This is a genomic window from Flavobacterium sp. H122, assembly GCF_004959765.1.
Classification (GTDB): Bacteria; Bacteroidota; Bacteroidia; order Flavobacteriales; family Flavobacteriaceae; genus Flavobacterium.
Window position 1 is genome coordinate 17,303 of sequence record NZ_SJZD01000011.1, and the last position, 19,668, is coordinate 36,970.

At 34.8% G+C, this 19,668-nt stretch carries 21 protein-coding genes; 8 read left to right on the top strand and 13 right to left on the bottom strand.

The genetic code is table 11. The annotated features are described in order from the left end of the window. Window positions 1-74 precede the first annotated feature (74 nt). Window positions 75-1,040, bottom strand: a complete 966-nt coding sequence (locus EZM65_RS13995) for a Gfo/Idh/MocA family protein (RefSeq protein ID WP_136669181.1) — start codon at window positions 1,038-1,040, stop codon at window positions 75-77. Window positions 1,041-1,205: 165 nt separating this feature from the next. Here EZM65_RS13995 and EZM65_RS14000 point away from each other — a divergent pair, with 165 nt between their 5' ends. Continuing rightward, on the top strand, window positions 1,206-1,847 hold the full coding sequence (locus EZM65_RS14000; RefSeq protein WP_136669182.1) for a protein-L-isoaspartate(D-aspartate) O-methyltransferase: 642 nt from the start codon (window positions 1,206-1,208) through the stop codon (window positions 1,845-1,847). On the opposite strand, the gene smpB is transcribed toward EZM65_RS14000, so the two are convergent. After that, on the bottom strand, window positions 1,844-2,296 hold the full coding sequence (smpB, locus tag EZM65_RS14005; protein WP_136669183.1) for an SsrA-binding protein SmpB: 453 nt from the start codon (window positions 2,294-2,296) through the stop codon (window positions 1,844-1,846). The genes EZM65_RS14000 and smpB overlap by 4 nt on opposite strands. A gap of 121 nt (window positions 2,297-2,417) precedes the next feature. Here smpB and EZM65_RS14010 point away from each other — a divergent pair, with 121 nt between their 5' ends. Continuing rightward, window positions 2,418-3,929, top strand: a complete 1,512-nt coding sequence (locus EZM65_RS14010; protein WP_136669184.1) for a S8 family serine peptidase — start codon at window positions 2,418-2,420, stop codon at window positions 3,927-3,929. Window positions 3,930-4,226: 297 nt separating this feature from the next. Here the strand turns inward: EZM65_RS14010 and EZM65_RS14015 are convergent, their stop codons facing one another. The 4 genes from EZM65_RS14015 to EZM65_RS14030 form a co-directional block, all read right to left on the bottom strand. Further along, window positions 4,227-5,447 (bottom strand): MFS transporter, encoded by a 1,221-nt coding sequence (locus EZM65_RS14015; protein ID WP_136669185.1) that lies wholly within the window; start codon window positions 5,445-5,447, stop codon window positions 4,227-4,229. Between the two features lie 157 nt (window positions 5,448-5,604). Continuing rightward, window positions 5,605-6,051 (bottom strand): VOC family protein, encoded by a 447-nt coding sequence (locus EZM65_RS14020; protein ID WP_136669186.1) that lies wholly within the window; start codon window positions 6,049-6,051, stop codon window positions 5,605-5,607. Between the two features lie 198 nt (window positions 6,052-6,249). After that, window positions 6,250-6,837 carry a hypothetical protein gene (locus EZM65_RS14025; protein ID WP_136669187.1) on the bottom strand — a complete coding sequence of 196 codons (588 nt, stop codon included), beginning with the start codon at window positions 6,835-6,837 and terminating at the stop codon, window positions 6,250-6,252. Window positions 6,838-6,933: 96 nt separating this feature from the next. Then, on the bottom strand, window positions 6,934-7,521 hold the full coding sequence (locus EZM65_RS14030) for an ACP phosphodiesterase (protein ID WP_136669188.1): 588 nt from the start codon (window positions 7,519-7,521) through the stop codon (window positions 6,934-6,936). A gap of 373 nt (window positions 7,522-7,894) precedes the next feature. On the opposite strand from EZM65_RS14030, the gene glmM reads away from it, so the two are divergent. Continuing rightward, window positions 7,895-9,283, top strand: a complete 1,389-nt coding sequence (glmM, locus tag EZM65_RS14035) for a phosphoglucosamine mutase (RefSeq protein WP_136669189.1) — start codon at window positions 7,895-7,897, stop codon at window positions 9,281-9,283. A gap of 34 nt (window positions 9,284-9,317) precedes the next feature. On the opposite strand, the gene EZM65_RS14040 is transcribed toward glmM, so the two are convergent. The 5 genes from EZM65_RS14040 to EZM65_RS14060 are packed head-to-tail and all read right to left on the bottom strand — an operon-like array spanning window position 9,318 to window position 12,927. Continuing rightward, window positions 9,318-9,848 (bottom strand): DinB family protein, encoded by a 531-nt coding sequence (locus EZM65_RS14040; protein WP_136669190.1) that lies wholly within the window; start codon window positions 9,846-9,848, stop codon window positions 9,318-9,320. A gap of 8 nt (window positions 9,849-9,856) precedes the next feature. Next, a complete protein-coding gene (locus EZM65_RS14045) occupies window positions 9,857-10,276 on the bottom strand; it encodes a hypothetical protein (protein WP_136669191.1) in 420 nt (139 codons plus the stop codon). A 41-nt stretch (window positions 10,277-10,317) separates the two neighbouring features. Continuing rightward, the gene (locus EZM65_RS14050; protein ID WP_136669192.1) at window positions 10,318-10,752 is read right to left on the bottom strand and encodes a VOC family protein; all 435 of its coding nucleotides are present in this window, start codon (window positions 10,750-10,752) and stop codon (window positions 10,318-10,320) included. Window positions 10,753-10,766: 14 nt separating this feature from the next. Continuing rightward, the gene (locus tag EZM65_RS14055) at window positions 10,767-11,360 is read right to left on the bottom strand and encodes a Zn-dependent protease (protein ID WP_136669193.1); all 594 of its coding nucleotides are present in this window, start codon (window positions 11,358-11,360) and stop codon (window positions 10,767-10,769) included. 1 nt (window position 11,361) lies between these two features. Continuing rightward, window positions 11,362-12,927: a YdiU family protein gene (locus tag EZM65_RS14060; RefSeq protein ID WP_136669194.1), complete on the bottom strand. Its 1,566-nt coding sequence runs from the start codon at window positions 12,925-12,927 to the stop codon at window positions 11,362-11,364. A 109-nt stretch (window positions 12,928-13,036) separates the two neighbouring features. Here EZM65_RS14060 and EZM65_RS14065 point away from each other — a divergent pair, with 109 nt between their 5' ends. The 4 genes from EZM65_RS14065 (at window position 13,037) to EZM65_RS14080 (ending at window position 16,816) form a co-directional block, all read left to right on the top strand. Then, the gene (locus EZM65_RS14065; RefSeq protein WP_136669195.1) at window positions 13,037-14,524 is read left to right on the top strand and encodes an aminotransferase class V-fold PLP-dependent enzyme; all 1,488 of its coding nucleotides are present in this window, start codon (window positions 13,037-13,039) and stop codon (window positions 14,522-14,524) included. A gap of 58 nt (window positions 14,525-14,582) precedes the next feature. Further along, complete coding sequence (locus EZM65_RS14070; RefSeq protein ID WP_136669196.1) at window positions 14,583-15,224, top strand: rhomboid family intramembrane serine protease; 642 nt, start codon at window positions 14,583-14,585, stop codon at window positions 15,222-15,224. Between the two features lie 67 nt (window positions 15,225-15,291). After that, window positions 15,292-15,984 carry an SIMPL domain-containing protein gene (locus EZM65_RS14075; protein WP_136669197.1) on the top strand — a complete coding sequence of 231 codons (693 nt, stop codon included), beginning with the start codon at window positions 15,292-15,294 and terminating at the stop codon, window positions 15,982-15,984. Window positions 15,985-16,033: 49 nt separating this feature from the next. Then, window positions 16,034-16,816, top strand: coding sequence for a patatin-like phospholipase family protein (locus tag EZM65_RS14080; RefSeq protein WP_136669198.1), 783 nt, complete (start codon window positions 16,034-16,036; stop codon window positions 16,814-16,816). A gap of 88 nt (window positions 16,817-16,904) precedes the next feature. Here EZM65_RS14080 and EZM65_RS14085 read toward each other — a convergent pair whose 3' ends face one another. Continuing rightward, on the bottom strand, window positions 16,905-17,696 hold the full coding sequence (locus EZM65_RS14085) for a TIGR00266 family protein (RefSeq protein ID WP_136669199.1): 792 nt from the start codon (window positions 17,694-17,696) through the stop codon (window positions 16,905-16,907). An 88-nt stretch (window positions 17,697-17,784) separates the two neighbouring features. Further along, window positions 17,785-18,366: a tRNA-(ms[2]io[6]A)-hydroxylase gene (locus EZM65_RS14090; protein WP_136669245.1), complete on the bottom strand. Its 582-nt coding sequence runs from the start codon at window positions 18,364-18,366 to the stop codon at window positions 17,785-17,787. Window positions 18,367-18,441: 75 nt separating this feature from the next. Between EZM65_RS14090 and EZM65_RS14095 the strand changes: the two genes are divergently transcribed. After that, window positions 18,442-19,665 carry a glycosyltransferase family 4 protein gene (locus EZM65_RS14095; protein ID WP_248574876.1) on the top strand — a complete coding sequence of 408 codons (1,224 nt, stop codon included), beginning with the start codon at window positions 18,442-18,444 and terminating at the stop codon, window positions 19,663-19,665. Window positions 19,666-19,668 lie beyond the last annotated feature (3 nt).

The following is a 19,668-nucleotide window of genomic DNA, read 5'->3' on the forward strand; positions in this document are numbered from 1 at the left end:
GTTGTATTTAAAATTTTGCCACGAATTCACGAATAATTTTCAAAAATCATATTCGTGAATCCGTGGCGATTTTTCTATTTTTTCATCTCATCAATAATCTGATACGCGACACGCAAAGCATCAGTAGCCTGTTCCAGAGTTACTACTGGAGTTGTGTTATTGTTTATTGCATCAGCAAATGATTCGAGTTCGTCCAATATGGCATTGTTTGGCTCTACGGATGGATTATCGTAGTAAATCTGTTTTTTAACACCTTCGGCATTTTGTAAAATCATATCAAAATCACCCGGGGATTCAGGCGCATCTTTCATTTTTACAACTTCACAAATTTTATCAAGATAATCAACCGAGATATAGGCATCTTTTTGAAAAAAGCGTGATTTACGCATGTTTTTCATTGAAATTCGGCTTGAAGTAATGTTGGCCACACAACCGTTTTCAAATTCAATTCGGGCATTGGCAATATCCGGAGAATCACTGATTACTGAAACACCGCTGGCATGTACATTTTTCACTTTCGAATTTACCACACTCAAAATAGCATCAATATCGTGAATCATCAAATCCAAAACCACAGGAACATCAGTCCCACGGGGATTAAATTCGGCTAAACGATGCGTTTCGATAAACATTGGGTTTTCGATTTTGTGTTTTACCGCTTTAAATGCAGGATTGAAACGCTCGACATGTCCTACCTGCCCTTTTACGTTATGTTCATTGGCTAAAGCGATAATTTCTTCAGCTTCTTCAACAGTAGTGGCAATAGGTTTTTCTATAAAAACGTGTTTTCCTGATTTTATAGCCACTTTGGCACATTTATAATGTGAAAGAGTTGGAGTAACAATATCGACAACATCTACTGCATGGATTAATTTTGCAATGGTGTCAAAACGCTGGTATCCAAATTCTTTAGCTATTTTTTCTGCATATTCGGCATTTTCATCATAAAAGCCAACGAGTTCGTATTTTGTAGATTCTTTAAGTAATCGTAAATGTATTTTTCCAAGGTGACCGGCACCTAAAACGCCCACTTTAAGCATAAAAAAGTATTTTGAACAAAAATAACAATTTCCAGTTGGAAATAACAAAAAGCATAAACCAAATGACAAATAAATTTCAAATTCAAAACCTTTAAATGTTTAGACAAATGTTTTTTTAAATTGAAAATTTACGCTTAATTTTACCAAAAATTAACTGCCTATACCGTGAAAGATACCCCAAAACATCAAGGACTTCGAAATCAGTTGGTAAGCCTGTTGGAACACAAAGGAATTGCCGATAAAAACGTGTTGGATGCTATTAAAAAAATTCCTAGACACTTGTTTTTGAATTCCGGCTTTGAGGATTTTGCCTATCAGGACAAACCTTTTCCTATAGGTGCTGGGCAGACTATTTCCCAACCTTATACGGTTGCTTTTCAAACCGAATTACTTCAGGTAAAAAAAGACGATAAGATTTTAGAGATTGGTACCGGTAGTGGCTATCAGACTGCTGTATTGTGTACTATGGGCGCCAAAGTATATTCTATTGAAAGACAGAATGAGTTGTTTAAGCAAACTTCTATTTTACTACCTAAATTAGGAATCCGTCCTAAGCATTTATCTTTTGGTGACGGGTATAAAGGATTACCCAATTATGCTCCTTTTGATAGTATAATTGTAACGGCAGGAGCGCCTTATATTCCACAACCTTTAATGGCACAGCTTAAAATAGGAGGCAGGTTAGTAATACCTGTAGGGGAAGATGTTCAGGTTATGACTTTACTTATCCGTAAAAGCGAAACCCAGTTTGAAAAACATGAGTTTGGTGATTTCAGATTTGTTCCTTTGTTAGAGGATAAGAATTAATGTGATTTTTTGATTCTGTCTAAATCACGCTTATTATCACGGTCTTTAATTGTCTCTCTTTTATCGTAATTTTTCTTACCACGGCATAAAGCAATGTCTAGCTTAGCCAACCCTTTTTCATTTGTGAAAAGACGTAAAGGAATAACAGTAAGACCTTTGTTTTGCAGATCTTTTAAAAGTCCTTTCAGCTCTTTTTTATTTAAAAGAAGTTTTCGTTCACTTTTTGCTCTGTGATTATAATGTGTTCCAAAAGCATATTCTTCTATATTCGAATTGATTACGAATAATTCAGTGCCATGGAATTCACAAAAACTTTCAGCAATAGATGCTTTTCCTAATCGTATAGATTTAATTTCGGTTCCAGTCAGCACTATACCAGCAGTGTATCTGTCGATTATTTCGTAATCAAACTTCGCTCTTTTATTAAGTATGTTAACTGTTTTTTGCATAGGAATGCAAAAGTATGAAATTATTTTTTCTTTTTTAGTAGTTGGCTGATGTTGAGATATTAATTTGTTTTTTGTAAAAAAAATACTACATTAGTAAAATTAACCAACAAAAACCAATAAAATGAAAAAAAATTTAATGAAAATTTGCGTATTGTCTATTTTGACTTTTGCTTCGTGTTCTAAAGATGATACAGCAACCAGCGAACAGGAGGTTACTATTCCTGAAAATCAAAGACGGCCTTTGTCTGCTCAAGAAGTCAGATCAAAGGTTTTTTCTTTTGTAAACCAAGGAAAACAATTCAATTGGGGAATGGCAACTTCTCAGGAATTATGGAGTGCTGTTCAAAACGGGAATAAACTGTGCACAATAGGTTTTGGGAATAATAAAAATGATTTTGACAGAGCTAAAACCTCGAATCAGGTTTATCTGCAGAACCAGTTGTTAGAAACAATTGCCAGATATGAGGGTAAAACAGTGGATAAAATTTTATTGTCATCGGATAATTATTTGAATCAAGTGAATGTTTATATCGAGAAACAGGAAACTATTGTAGCTTTAAGCAGATTAGGTTATGTGAGATATATTGAGCCTGCCGATTTCAGACTGCAGGAAGAATCTGCAATACAAGGCAAGGATTCATCTTCTTCATCCGGATGCGGCTTGGAAAGTGAAGCAGTAAGTTCAGCTGATTATACTGTAATCTCGCCAAATGCAAAAGCTCCGTGGGCATTTTACAAACATAATATCCCGGCAGCATGGGGGTACAGTTCAGGTCAAGGCATCACATTAGGTGTTGTTGATACAGGGGCTTCTACAGTCAATTCTTTATTAAACGGCAGTTTTAATAATGGAGCTTCTTCAGGCAGAACAGTTCAAAAATACGGTGTATATGTAGATTCTATCTGGCCTTGGTCAACGGGTTACGATGGAGCTAATGATAAATGCGGACATGGAACCAGCATGTCATCTGTAGCCGCGTCACCGCGTAATGATAAGGGACAGCCTGTTGGTGTAGCTTACAACTGTAATCTGATTACTTACAGAGCAGCTTCTAATGTTGTTCTTGATGGGTATCATGAATTGGAAGGAGTTAAAACTGCATTTACCAGTTTAGGTAATAATTCAAGTGTAAAAGTAATTTCTATGTCAATGGGGAATATTATTTCTTCCGGTAAAATTGAAGATGGAATCAGGTATGCTTACAGTAAAGGAAAATTGATATTTTGTGCTGCGGGAACTTCTACAAGTTTTACCAATTTTGCAGGGGTTATTTTCCCGGCTTGGATGGCTGAGACTGTGGCTGTAACAGGAATTAAAGAGGCAGGTACTTACCAGGCGTGCGATGTGTGCCACACAGGAAGTAAAGTTGAATTTACTATAATGATGCAAAGAGACGGAACAGGAAATAAATTGCCAGTAAACAGTTATTATGATGGTCAGGGGGACTATGTAGGCGGTTCATCTGTGGCTACAGCTACTACAGCGGGTATAGCAACTTTAATTTGGGCTAAAAACCCAACCTGGACACGTGATCAGGTATTGAATAAATTACGCCAGACATCACACTTGTATAACAATAAACATCCTGAGTTTGGTTATGGTATGCCGGATGCTTTAAAAGCAGTTCAATAGTTCATACTCCCTTTGAGTTAATGAGATGAGGTTAAATTATTAATTCAAAATGAAAACGGAATTGTAGTATTACAGTTCCGTTTTTTTTTTTTTTTTTTTCAATCTGTTTAAATTTTGAGAAAAGTAATTATTTAATTTTTTGAATTTCATCATTTGTTATTTCTTTACATTCCCAGGCCTGCCAAGTGATATATAAAGTTGCTGTAATTTTAATATCAGCAAAAAATAGATAATTTTCAGCATTTTTTAGGGATGTTGTAATGTGTTTGACAGATGCTGTCAACAATGATTTATTTTTTAATTATTGTTTTTTATCTGTTCCGGCATACGGAATTTAATAATCAGAGAAGAGATAATAGTCACAATTCCAATAAAAATAACAGCGTATTTAATGCCGAATAAGTCGGCAGTCACTCCAGATATTACTGCCCCGAAAGCGTATCCTAAATCTCTCCAAAGTCTGAATGTTCCTATGCTTTCTGCTCTTTGTTTTGGGCTTGTTGCCTGTGCTATTGTTGACAAAAAAGTTGGATAAACCAATGCAGTTCCAAGGCCTAAAGCAGCCGAAATGAATGCCAGAATATAAAAGTCACTGTAAAAAGGGAGAAGTAAAATTGCCAAACCCTGTAAAAGCATCCCCCAAAAAAGCATCGCTTTTTTAGAGTAAAAATCAGACATCCGGCCTGTGAAAAGTTGACCGATTCCCCATACAGTAGGATAAACAGCTGTAATTATTCCAATGTTCTCATTGTTGTAGTTTAATGACAGCAGTACAATTGGAAGCAATCCCCAGATCATACCGTCATTCAAATTGTTGACAAGACCGGCCTGCGTCACTGAACTCAGCGTTTTGTTTTTAAAAGTCGTTTCTAAAAATATATTGTCGAGCTGGGCCGTAGTGTCTGTTGTACTTTCCTTATGGACAAACAATCTGGTATCTTTCACCCATAAAGCAGTCAATAGGAAACCCATAATGGAAATAAAGATACCAATATAAAACGGATAGGGGGTAATGCCGAATCTGTTGGCAATAAAGCCTGTGAAGAATGCTACCAAGCCTACCGAAAAATACCCTGCAAATTCGTTTAGACCCATTGCAAAACCACGGTCTTTTTCGCCTACAAGATCAATTTTCATCACAACTGTACTGCTCCAGGTAAGTCCCTGGCTCATCCCTAAAAGTATATTGGCAAAAATCACCCAACTCCAGTTTGGTACGTGAATCAATAAAAAGGGAACTGGGATGGCGGTTAACCAGCCAAATAAAAGCAGATTCTTTCGCCCGAATTTATTAGCCAGCCTTCCTGTATAATAGTTTGCAACTGCCTTGGTTAGCCCGAATGCTGTAATAAATGATAGTATTGCCGTTTTTGAGCCAACTCCAAATTCCTGACTGGCAAACTGCGGAAAAATGGTTCGTTCCATTCCTATCATACCGCCAACAAAGGCATTTACAATTACCAAAACAGTAAATTGTTTCCAGTTTTCTTTGAGTCCCAGCTTTATATTATCAGTCATTTTAATGTTTTTTGTCAAACTGCTGTATTGTTGGTTTTACTTTCGCTTAAACTTAAATAAGTAGGTTAAAGATAGAAATTCTATATTCTGTAGAAAAGAAATTTCTAAAAGCTGACAATTATTAAAAAGCAAAAAAGATTTTAATGCAGTTTTAGTTTTATTTAAGAGGTTGGGCAATTCCAATTAAAATTCCTTCCGGTCCTCTTATGTAACAAAGTCTATAAGCGTCCTGATATTGAACTACTTCTTCTACGAGCTGGGCACCGTGTTTGTAAAGTCTGTTGAGAGTATCGTCTATGTCGGCAACTGCAAACATGACGCGTAAATAACCTAAAGAATTTACCGGAGCATTGCGATGATCTGCAATCACTTCAGGATTAATGAATCTAGATAATTCCAGACGGCTGTTTCTGTCCGGTGTGACCATCATAGCAATTTCTACAGATTGATTATGAAGACCGGTAATACGGCCTGCCCATTCGCCTTCAATGAATGCTCTTCCTTCCAGTTCCAAACCAAGTTCAAGGAAAAATGGAATGGTTTCATCAAGAGATTCCACCACAATTCCTACATTGTCCATCCGAAGTAAATTGTTTTGTTTCATAGTCTGAAATTTATAGATCAGTGGGTTTATAAAGTTTTGAATGTTTTACTGTTATTCTATAAATTTAACCAAAAGGTTTCAGGTTAAAAAGAAAATCATTGATTTGAACTGCAATTGAGGCTTAAAAAGTTAAATTCGGTTCGTTTTTGAGTATGGTTTTTTTGCTTTTGCCAAGCCATATCCCCGAATTGATAAAGGTTATTTTTTATTCATTTTAATCTCCTTGTGTTTTTGGTATAATTCAGCACATCTTTCGGCATAGTTGAAATAGGTTTCTTCTCCAAAGTCTTCCAGATTTGTGACAGTAAATTTCATTTTAGTTTTAATTGTTGGAATACTGATTAATTTTTCAATTTCCATATCATAATAATTCCAATTACCAATATAATCTCCAGTTAGCAGATTTACACTTGATTCGCCGCTTCCGTAATTAGCGGCATTTCCAAATTCATACCTGCTCATACCAATTAACTGAATCTTTTTCGTTTTGACATTGTATCTGAATTGGTTTTTGTAACCTGCACGCATCCAATCATTAAAAAACTCAAATCCATTTTTTGTTTTATAAACACCGGAAGTTGGATTCAATATTTCAATAGGTTTGCTTGAAACGGGTTTAAATTTCAAGGTGGATAGTTTGCAGATTATTACAGATTCTAACGAATCAATAAACACAGTGTCTTTTATACCGTCATTGTCTAAATCTTTTATCAATTTAGTTTGCCCGAAAACAATTGTTTGAACTAAAAAAATAAATAATGTGATTATTGATTTTTTGATTTGCATTATTTGTGGTTTTATGGAGGGAAGTAGAGCGATTTGAATGTTTTAAAATCGAAATTTATTTGTTTTGGAACTAAGGAAACTTCAGTTTGTAAAAATTCAGCCATTTTCCGCTCTCCATTTTGCACATACTTTAATTAGTTCGTCAAAAAAGATTGTAAATTCATTTTCAAATTCATTATGAAATAACAGAAGTTCGTTTATGGCTTCAGGCATGTTGGCTCTGTGCTTGGTACGGTAGTCCATCTGGAATAAAATCATTTCCAGTCCTCCAACAGTTGCGTAGCTTACAAACCAGTTTCGGCCAATCATGTAAGGCATCATTTTTTTGGTTTTTTCAGTAAGCTGGTCGTAATTGTTTTGCAGCGATTGGTAAAAATCATCAGCATAACTGTCTAGATTCTTCTCATGATAGTTGCTCCAGTTTTTGGCTAAAAAATGATCATAAAAAATATCCATAATCACCCCGGAGTAATGTCCGTATTTTTCATGCAGACGGTGCTTGCTTTGGCGGTAAACAGGGTGCGCATCGGTAAAAGTATCTATGAGCCGGTGTAATAAAACGCCTTTTTGAATTTCAGGGTCAAAATGCAGATAATCTTTGCCCCGGATACCATCGGCCATAAAGTTACCTATCTTAAGTAATTCATTATCACCTGATAAATATATGTGTGCTAAAAAATTCAAATAGTAGTGTCTGTTTAATTGTTTGTCTTCGTAAATATAGCTTTTTTGTAACTATTCAGTCATAATATATTAAAAGAAATGCTTAATGTACTTAAATTCAAAACCATCTAACTTTTTGATTTAACCATTAAGATATTAAGTTATTAAGCGATTCTGAAAAAAACATAAAGCAATACTAAATTCCTTAATTTCTTAATGGTGAGATAATTAAGGGTTACACTAAAATTAAGAATACTAATACTGATCTTTTGAAGCCGTCAGAAAAATTACAAGTTAAATAGTGACACTTTTTTTACCTAAATTGTTTAACTATATTTGCTATCCAACTTTGGTTGGGTCAATTTTTTTAAACTTCTAAATTTTAAATGCAATAATGACCTTAATAAAATCAATTTCAGGAATTAGAGGAACAATAGGAGGTAAAGTAGGAGATAATTTAACTCCGGTTGATGCGGTAAAATTTGCATCGGCTTATGGTACTTTTTTAAAGCAAAATATTTCAAAAGACAGATTAAAAGTGTGTATAGGCCGGGATGCTAGAATTTCGGGACCTATGATTCATAACTTAGTGGTGAATACTTTAGTAGGATTAGGAATTGATGTAATCGATTTGGGTTTGTCAACCACACCTACAGTTGAAGTGGCTGTTCCTTTAGAACAGGCTGACGGAGGAATTATTTTGACTGCTTCCCACAATCCTAAACAATGGAATGCCTTAAAACTTTTAAATGCAAAAGGTGAGTTTTTAAGTGGTGCCGATGGTGCTAAAATACTTGAAATTGCCGAAGCGGAAGCTTTTGATTTTGTGGATGTGGATTCATTAGGTGAAGTGACTGAAAATGATGCGTATATGGACATCCATATCGACGAGGTTTTGGAATTGCCATTGGTGGATGCTGATGCTGTTGCGCAAAAGAAATTTAAAGTGGTTGTTGATGGGGTAAATTCCTCAGGCGGAATTATTATCCCAAAATTATTGGAGCAAATGGGTGTTGAGGTGGTAAAGTTGTACTGCGAACCTAACGGTCAATTTCCACATAATCCTGAACCATTAAAAGAACATTTGGGAGACATTTGTAAGTTGGTAGTGGAAGAAAAAGCCGATTTTGGTATCGTGGTGGATCCGGATGTCGATCGTTTGGCTTTTATATCTAACGATGGAGAGATGTTTGGTGAAGAATATACTTTGGTTGCTGTGGCTGATTATGTGTTGAGTAAAACTCCTGGAAATACAGTTTCCAATATGTCTTCATCGCGTGCATTACGTGATATTACGGAAAAGCATAACGGAAGTTACCAGGCAAGTGCAGTAGGTGAAGTGAATGTGGTTGAATTGATGAAAGCTACAAATGCTATTATTGGTGGTGAAGGTAATGGCGGTATCATTTATCCAGAAATTCATTATGGTCGCGATGCACTTGTAGGAGTAGCCTTGTTTTTAACGTATTTGGCTAATCAGGAAAAGTCGGTAGCTGAATTACGTGCTTCTTATCCGCAGTATTTTATGAGTAAAAATAAAATTGAATTGACACCTCAAATTGATGTGGATGGAGTGATGAAGCAAATTGCGGATAAATATGCTTCTGAAAATATTTCGACTATTGATGGTGTAAAAATTGATTTTTCTTCTGAATGGGTGCATTTAAGAAAATCGAATACAGAGCCAATTATCCGTATTTATACCGAAGCTCCTTCACAAAAAGAAGCTGATGTTTTAGCAGAACGTTTTGTAAATGAGTTGAAACAAATTGCTGGGATTTAATAAGAGTTTTACAAAATAAAAGCCTGAGTTAAACTCAGGCTTTTTTATGCAATATACTTAAGTATTTTTCCCATGGACCTACTTCCGTTTTGTATTGAAAAGCCATAACCCGGCTTATTTGACTTAAATGATTCAAATCATGAACCACCCAGCAGGAAAGTAATTCTTTTAATGTTACAATACCTAATTCCGGATGAATTCCTTTTTTTGATAAATCACTTTCAGTTAGCTTAAACGCTTTTAGTTTTTCTAAATTTTCTGCTCTAAGTTTAGCAAATTCTTCAAGTAAATCTTGTGCTATTTTATTGGGTTTGTCAGTAATCATAGCAAACCGATCAAAAGGTTCGAATGTTTTGTTCTCTTTTGAGGATAAAATGATTTCAGATCTAACAATCCAGTCTGTTTTTTCACCATGAATCAAATGGCCTAAAACATCAAAAACACTCCAAGTATTTTCGCCTTCACTGTTATGTGTCCAATCCTGATGGATATTGGAGAGTAAAGTTTCTAAAACCTGAGGTGTTTTTGATAAAATTGTTATGCTTTTGTTTAAATCAAACTGCATATACCGTATTAGTGTTTTCCGTGTCCACGACCGTGGTGACCATGACCGTGATGATCATGCACTTCAATTACCTTTACCTTTTTGTGTTTAACTTTTTTAGGTTTTTTATATTTCACAATGTGGGTAGTGTTGTAACGGTAAGGTCTGGTTCCTACAAAGTCTAATTCAACCTGTGCGCTTCTACCTAAATTGATTCCAACAAAAATGCTGGGTAAAGTTGCTCTAACTTGCCAGTTGGAACCGTTTAGATAAATGTAATTTCTTGCCTGTAAATCATAATAAAAATTTTGATCAGGGAAATACACATAACGTGTTTTAGCTCTATAACCGTGAGCAGGTGCCCATGGTGGCGGCCCTTGTGCAAATGCATTTTCGCTTATTGTAATAAACAAGAAAAGTGCAAGTAGAAATTGGGTAATTTGTTTCATAAATAATTATTTTTTTGAAATATAACAATATTTTTTAATTTTTATTGTTGCGGATAATCAAAATTTACCATCCATGCTACACCAAATTTATCAACAAACATGCCAAAATAAGCTCCCCAAAATGTGTCTTGTATCGGCATAGTGATAGAACCGCCTTCAGAAAGACCGTTAAATAATTTTTCTGCTTCCTCTTTACTGTCAGCATTTATAGAGATTGAAATATTATCTCCAAACTTTGCATCACCACTTTGTGAGTTACTGTCACTGCCCATTAAAATAGTTTCTTTGCTGATAGGAAAACTAACGTGCATAACACGATTGGCTTCTTCTTCAGATAATGGCGGAGTACTACCGTCATTAGGCATATCACTAAATTTAGAAAAAGTTACAAATTCTCCGCCAAAAGCTTTTTTGTAATGATTAAAAGCCGCTTCACACTGTCCGTTAAAAATCAAATAAGGATTTACACTTGCCATAATTATATAGTTTTTTAGTTAATATTCCAGTGGTGTCTTTTTAAAGCTTTCTTGCATTGATCACAAAACGTGTTTTCTTCATCCAAATGATCTTTACCCTCCGCATCCCGCATGAAACAATTTTTTACGGGACAATGAACCAGCCCTTGAGTGTGTCCCAGTTCGTGGATGGCTACTTTATAAAGTTTATCAATTTTATTGCCTTTTAATCTATAAGAAGAAGCGATACATGAATTTCCGGGTCTGTAACCTAGTCCAAAAACACCCCAATCGTCAATATCGTTTTTTGAGGTACTGATGTCTTTTTTTGTCAGCCCGATTATGACTTCATCATTTTTTGCTTTACTGTTTAAATAAGCAATTAATGAATCTGCTCTGTGTCTTGTTTTGGTTTTATTCCATGTATAATCCGGAAAGGAAATGGACTTGTTTATTTTAATTTCTGAAAAAATAGTCTTTAATTTTTTTTCAACAAAATCAATCTCTTTGTTTGAAATGTCTTCAAACGGTTGAATGATAACTGTTTTTGTTTCTTGTTTTGTTTTTTCTTTGTTACAGCCAGGAAGAAAAATTGGAACCGATACTAAAATATATAAAAGTCTTTTCATTTTAAGAACTACAGCTTAACATAGAACAACCTACTTTTTCTTTTGCCCAATCAGGTCTTTTAGAGAACCATTGTTCCATTTGAGGTTGTTCGTCATATGGTTTTAAAAGTAAGGTAAATAATTCATTTAGTAAAGAATAATCTTCTTGATCCGCTTTTTCAATAGCTAATTGTGCCATGAAATTTCTCAATACGTATTTAGGATTTACTATGTTCATTTTTTGTTTTCGTTCAGTATCTGAAGGAGTTTCCAACTGCAATCGGTTTAAATAGTTTTCAAACCAGATTTGCCATTGGTTTAAAATTTCATCTTTAATTTCTTCAGGATGATAAAATGAATAATTTATTTTCTCTAAAGCTGTTTCAATGGTATCTTCTTTTTGAATTGTTGAAAGCAATCGGAAGAAAATAGTATAATCAGTTTCTTTTATTGATAAATTGTTTGTTAGTTGATGGATTAGTTCCGTATCTGATTCAATAGTGTTTTCAAGGCCTAATTTATTGCGCATCATTGTCAGGTAAGCCTTGTCATAATCTTCTTCATAAGCATGTAAAATAGCTTCCAGACCTTCAGTTTCATTAATCAGAGGATATAAAGCATTGGCTAACTGATACAAATTCCAAAGGGTAATTTGGGGTTGGTTACCATAACGATAACGGCGTTGGCCGGCATCGGTTGTATTGGGTGTCCAATCCGGATTATAGTCTTCCAACCAACCATATGGTCCGTAATCTATGGTAATGCCGTGAATGCTCATATTATCGGTATTCATAACACCATGTACAAAGCCTACATGTTGCCAATGAACGACCATATTAAGAGTGGTTTCGGCAACTTTTTTAAAGAAAGCCAAATATTTTTCTTTTCCTTCCGAATGTATTTCAGGAAAATACTGCTGGATGGTAAAATCAGCTAATTTTTTTAAATTGTTGATATCATTCCGCGAAGCAAAAATCTCAAAATTACCAAAACGGATGAATGAGGGAGCTACTCTGCAAACGATTGCTCCTTTTTCATAAGCTGGGTTGCCATTGTATAAAATATCCCTCAATACCATATCGCCGGAAGTAATTAAACTTAGAGAACGCGTGGTAGGGACTCCCAAATGATACATAGCTTCGGCACATAAATATTCACGAACGGAAGAGCGTAAAACTGCCAAACCATCAGCATTTCTTGAATAAGGTGTTTTTCCGGCACCTTTTAATTGAAGGGTTTGTTTTTGTTGGTTGTTTTCTGTTTCAAATAAATTTATGGCTCTACCATCTCCTAATTGCCCTGCCCAAACCCCAAACTGATGTCCACCATAGCACATGGCAAAAGGTTTCGTATTTGGATAAATTTCTTTTCCTGAAAAAACATTTAAAAATGCTGATGAAGCCAAATCTGACATTGAAAAACCAATATCAGTTGCCAAATCAGCGTTGGTGTGCAGGATTTTAGGATTTGATGGTTCTGTTGGATTTACAAATGAGAAAACGGCTTCGAATACTTTTCTAACTTGATTTTCTGAGTTGGAATCGGCAGGAAGCTCATTTATAAAACTATTTTGAATATTTAATTGCATTTTTTATTTTCAGGTTATTCATGATGAACTCCAAAAATAATCATAAAAATGTCAGTATCGAGTTATAAAATTGCTAAAAAATGTATATTTGGAACCAAATTTCAACACAATGATTGCAACAGAAAAAACTACTGCTCTAGAACAGTATTTCCAACAGTTTAGAAATAATATTGTAGGAATTAATCAAGAGTTTGAATCTCCTTTTGGCCGAAAAAAAATTATTTACACAGATTGGACAGCTTCGGGTCGTTTATACAGACCAATTGAAGAAAAAATGTTGAATGATTTTGGTCCTTTTGTTGCAAATACTCATACCGAAACTACGGTTTCAGGTACAGCTATGACCATGGCGTATCATGAAGCACGACATATTATCAAGCACCATGTAAATGCTGATGTAAATGATGTTCTGATTACAGACGGAACAGGAATGACAGGTGTCGTAAATAAATTTCAACGTATTTTAGGCTTACGGGTTTCTGAAAACTTAAAAGAATTTACAACGATTCCTTCGGAAGTACGACCAATTGTTTTTGTATCACATATGGAACACCATTCCAATCAAACATCATGGTTGGAAACTATTGCAGACGTCGTTGTGATTCCTGCCAATGAGGAAGGTGTTTTTTGTTTGGATATTTTTAAAAAATTGATTGAAAAATATCAGGACAGAAGTTTTAAAATCGCATCAATTACTTCATGCTCTAATGTTACCGGAATAAAAACACCGTATCATGAAGTAGCCAAAATCATGCATCAGAACGGAGGTGTTTGTTTTGTTGATTTTGCCTGTTCTGGACCGTATGTAGAAATCAACATGCATCCTGAAGACAAAGAAGCTTATTTAGACGCTGTTTTCTTTTCTCCTCATAAATTCTTGGGAGGGCCTGGAACTTCCGGGGTATTGGTTTTCAATAAAAACTTATATAAAAATAATGTACCTGATTGCCCTGGAGGAGGAACCGTTTCATGGACTAATCCATGGGGAGAACATAAATATATTGATAATATAGAAGATAGGGAAGATGGCGGAACACCAGGTTTCTTACAAGTGATTAAAACAGCATTGGCAATTCAGTTGAAAGAAAAAATGGGCGTTCAAAATATCTTGGAACGTGAACATGAAATTGTTGATTATGTTTTTTCTGAATTAAATAAAGAGACTAATATCAATATTCTTGCCGGTCAGCATAAAGACAGATTAGGAGTAATTTCGTTTTATATAAATGATCTGCATTATAATTTAGGGGTAAAATTATTAAATGACCGTTTTGGTATTCAAACAAGAGGTGGCTGTAGTTGTGCAGGTACTTACGGACATTATTTGTTGCATGTAGATCAGGAAAAATCAAATGCGATTACGTGTAATATTGACTCTGGTATTTTAACTGAAAAACCAGGCTGGATAAGAATGTCAATTCATCCTACAACCACTAATGATGAAATTACCTTTGTTTGTAACGCAATAAGAGAATTGGCTCAAAATCATAAGGAATGGGCTAAAGATTATAATTACAATTCTAAAACCAACGAATATTTGCATAAAAATGCAATTTCAACCGAGAAAGAATTAATAAAAAACTGGTTTCAATTATAAAATAAAGCTCAGAATTTTCTGAGCTTTTATTTTTTTTATACTTTTAAATAAAAAAAGAATGAACATATTTTTGCTAAGCATTATAGGTGCAAATGTTTTGATAAGTTACAAAGGATTTAATGATTATAATTTTTTTAGAAAGTACGAATTTCATGTAGGAAGTATCCGTGCCGGTGAACAAATTCGTATGCTTTCCTCTGGTTTTTTGCATGGGGATTATATGCACTTGTTTTTTAATATGTTCACCTTGTACATGTTTGCGCCGGTTGTGATATACAGTTTTGGTTCTCTTACCTTTTTGATGGTGTATTTTATTAGCTTAGTTGCAGGAAGTTTACTTACGCTGAGTTTTCATAAGAATGATTTTGGTTACAGGGCAGTAGGAGCCTCAGGAGCTGTAACAGGTATTGTTTATGCTTCTATTTTATTGAATCCAGACATGAACTTATACATGTTTTTTATACCAATACCTATTCCGGCTTATATATTCGGTATTGGTTATTTGCTGTATTCTATATACGGAATGAAAGCTAAAAATGACAATATAGGCCATGTAGCACATTTTGGGGGTGCCATAGGAGGCTATGCAACAACATTGATAAAAGAACCGTCTATGTTGACAGATAACACATTTATAGTAGGACTTTTGGCTATACCAATAGTGCTTTTATATTTTTTAGATAGGGGTGGAAAGCTATAATGGCACGACATTTGTAAATCTTGTATTGTTAAAATATAGATTCGTACAATTTTAAATTAAATAAACAATGAAAAAACTAGTAGTAACTTTTTTAATGTTTTTAACAGCAATGACTTACGCTCAAGATCAAAAGCCTCAGATTCCGCAAGTAAATGTTTCGGGTGAGGGTAAAGTGAAAGTAGCACCTGACCAATGTGTAATTACTCTTGGAGTGGAAAATACCGGTAAAGATGCAGCTTCTGTAAAAAAAACAAATGATGAAACAATTGACAAAGTCATTAAATACATCAAAAAGAACAATATTCCTGCAACTGATTTCCAGACTACAAATGTAAGCCTGTATAAAAATTACGATTACGAAAAGAAGAAGTACAACTTTCATGCTAACCAAACGATTACGGTATTGTTGAAAGATATCAAAAAGTATGATGAATTCATGATGGGAATTACAGATACCGGAATCACAAATATTAATGGTATTGAGTTTAAATCCTCAAAATTAGAAGAGCATGAAAGAGAAGCACGTAAAAAAGCAATGCTTAACGCAAAACAAAAAGCGAATGATTTTGTTTCAGCTTTAGGACAAAAAGTGGGAAAATTACTTTTAATTACTGATAACTCTGCTACACATTTCCCACGTCCAATGTATAAAGGGGCAATGGCTGAAATGGCAATGGCAGATAGAGGAAATAAGGAAACATTAGCGATTGGTGAAATTGAAATCGTTGTAAATGCCCAAGTTGCTTTCGCTATTGAATAATTAATTGATGTAATAATTTATAAAGGCTGTTTTTACAGCCTTCTTTTTTATGTTTTTAGAATCAAAATCCATAGGGATAGTTTTTTCCGGTGGCGGAACCAAAGGTTTGGCACATGCGGGTGTGCTGCAGTTTTTGGAAGAAAAAGGAATTAAGCCAACATGCATCGCAGGTACAAGTGCCGGGGCTATAGTGGCTGCATTATATGCTGAAGGAAAAACTCCTGTCGAAATTTTAAATTTTTTTAAATCAATCTATTTTTTCAATTGGAAGCATTTTACTTTCAGAAAAGCAGGATTTATTGATGCCGATGCTTTTAAATTGTACTTTGAAAGTGTTTTTGGTGATAAGACAATAGGCGATTTGGATTTAAAAATTCATCTTACTGCAACCGACTTGGTTAAAGGCAGATTGAAGATTTTTGACGAGAAAACTAAAGTGGTGGATGCTGTCCTGGCATCGTCATCTTTTCCCGGCGTACTGTCACCGTATCAAATAGACGGCGATTTATATAGCGATGGCGGTATTTTGAATCAGTTTCCTACAGATATATTGTTAGGTCGTTGTGATGCCATTATAGGGGTGTATGTAAGCCCCACCCAAAAAATTGATGCCAATTCCTTAGCATCTATAAAAGCTGTAACCGCAAGAGCTTTTGAACTGCTCTTTGCAAATTCCAGTGCCCATAAATTTACACATTGTGACTGGGTAATTCAGCCGGAAGAATTGTCAAAATTTGGTACGTTTGAAACCAGCAAAGCAAAAATGGATGAGATTTTTAAGATAGGTTACGAAGAGGCTAAAAAATCATATGAGGAAACGTATATGAAGTAGTTTTCTTTAGAATAAAGAGTCTGTCTGTAATCCTTAAAACCAAACATAAAGCAGGTTGTTACAGACAGACTACTTTTTTTAAGATTTATTATCTCCCGTCAAGCAGGTTTCCTAAACCGCCTAACAAGCTTCCTTCTTCTTTACCGCCTCCGGCAACACCGGGAGCTGATGCAATAATTCGGCCTGCCAGTCTGCTGAAAGGCAATGATTGGATATACACTATTCCAGGTCCTCTCAAAGTTGCATAAAACATACCCTCGCCACCAAATAAAGTGTTTTTGATGCCGCCTACAAATTCAATATCGTAGTCAACATCTTTAGTAAAACCTACAATACAGCCTGTGTCAACTTTCAAAACTTCGCCCGGAAGCAATTCTTTGCGGGCTAAAGTCCCACCGGAATGTACAAAAGCCATTCCGTCACCTTCAATTTTCTGCATGATGAAACCTTCTCCGCCAAATAATCCTCTTCCTAATTTTCTGGAAAATTCGATTCCTACAGCTACTCCTTTAGCAGCACAAAGGAAAGAGTCTTTCTGGCAGATGAATTTCCCTCCGTATTTCATTAAATCGATTGGAACAATTTTTCCAGGATAAGGAGAGGCGAAAGAAACTTTTCTTTTACCCAAATCTTGGTTTTGATAAGCCGTCATGAATAAACTTTCACCTGTAAGCATTCGTTTACCGGCGTTTAAAAGTTTACCCAGCATTCCTGATTGTTGTCCGGAACCATCACCAAAAATGGTTTCCATTTTGATGCCGTTGTCCATCATCATAAAACTGCCGGCTTCGGCAACAACAACTTCCTGCGGATCCAGTTCTATTTCTACATACTGCATTTCTTCACCATAAATATGGTAATCTATTTCATGTGCCTGCATTTTTTTAGTTTTAAGTTTATATAATTAGAGTTTTAAACAATAAAAATGTTACAAAAAAAGCGTTCAAAATTTTTGAACGCTTTTATCTTTATCCATGTATGGTTTCTTTTTTTCCAAAATTGGTAATGATGCTTTCTTCGTACTCAATCCATTGTTTCCAGCGGTTGTCTACATATTCTTTTTCACCATATTTTCGGGCAAAACCTAAGAAAACTGTAAAATGATTCGCTTCAGAAATCATCAATTCGCGATAAAATTTAGCCAATTCTTCGTCTTTTATATTTTCTGAAAGTACTTTAAAACGTTCGCAGCTTCTTGCTTCAATCATAGCTGCAAAAAGCAAACGGTCAATCATAGATTGATCACGACTGCCGTCTTTTTTTAAAAATTTTGTAAGTAAACCAACGTAATCATCCTTGCGTTCCCGTGTAAATTCAAAATTTCGAGCTTTTATTATATCGTGAACCATTCTGAAATGATCCATCTCTTCAATAGCTATTTTGGTCATTTCTGTAACCAAATCATCTTTTTCTGAATTATTGATTATTAAGTTAATCGCATTGGTAGCGGCTTTTTGCTCGCACCAGGCATGGTCCGATAAAATTTCAGCTAAATTATCTTCAGCAATATTTACCCATCTTGGGTCGGTTTTTAATTTTAATCCTAACATAGTTTCAAGATTGAAATGCAAAATTACATTTTTTAGAACTAATTTATAGTTGTTACTTTGTATAAAAATCAAATTTTGAAACGACTTTTAATCATTGGATTGGTTTTTCCTGAGCCCAATTCTTCCGCTGCGGGAACTAGAATGCTGCAATTAATTTCCCTGTTTCAGGAAATGGATTATACTATAACTTTTGCATCGGCAGCGCAGGAAAGTGATTTCTCATTTGATTTGAAAATATTGGGAATTGAAACTCAAAAAATAGAATTGAATTGTTCCAGTTTTGATGTTTTTGTCAAAGAATTAAATCCTGATATTGTATTATTTGACCGTTTTATTTCAGAAGAACAGTTTGGATGGCGTGTAATTGAAAATTGCCCGGATGCCGTTCGGATTTTGGATACAGAAGACCTTCATTGTTTGCGTTATGCACGTCATAAGGCTGTTAAAAGTAATTCGGACTTCGAAATTGAGAATTTATTGGAGGAGGAATCCGCCAAAAGGGAAATTGCAAGTGTATATAGATGTGATGTTTCGCTTATGGTTTCTGATTTCGAAATGGAAATTCTGCAGCATATTTTTAAAATAGATACTTCGTTGCTTTTTTATCTGCCAATATTTTATGCGCCTAAAAAAGAAATTAAAACATTTTCAGAAAGGAAGGATTTTGTTTTCATCGGCAATTTTCTGCATGAACCTAATTATGATGCGGTATTGCAGCTGAAATCCTTTTGGAAAGCAATTAAAAAAGCCATACCCGAAGCCGATTTGAATATTTATGGAGCTTATTCCTCACAAAAAGTAGAGCAATTGCATAATGAAAAAGAAGGTTTTTTAATAAAAGGCAGAGCCGAAAATGCATTGGAAGTGATTGAAAATGCAAGAGCCTTACTGGCTCCATTGCGTTTTGGTGCCGGTATAAAAGGAAAACTTCTTGAAGCAATGGTGACTGGTACTCCTTCAATAACTACACAAATAGGTTGTGAAGGTATTTCTAAAGACGATAACTGGAATGGTTTTATCGTGGATAATAATGCAGATTTTGTTTTGAAATCTGTTGAATTATACCTTAATCAGGAGTTATGGATAAGTAAGCAAAAAGCAGGATTTGACATACTTGAAGAGCATTTTTTTCAAGAAAAATACGCTTATGGTTTTTATGAAAAAATAACACAAACAAAACAAAATGTTATAAACCTAAGAAGACAGAATTTTATTGGTAACTTACTGATTAATAATCAGTTTTTGTCAGTAAAATTTATGTCAAAATGGATTGAAGAAAAAAATAAGACAATTAATTGAAAA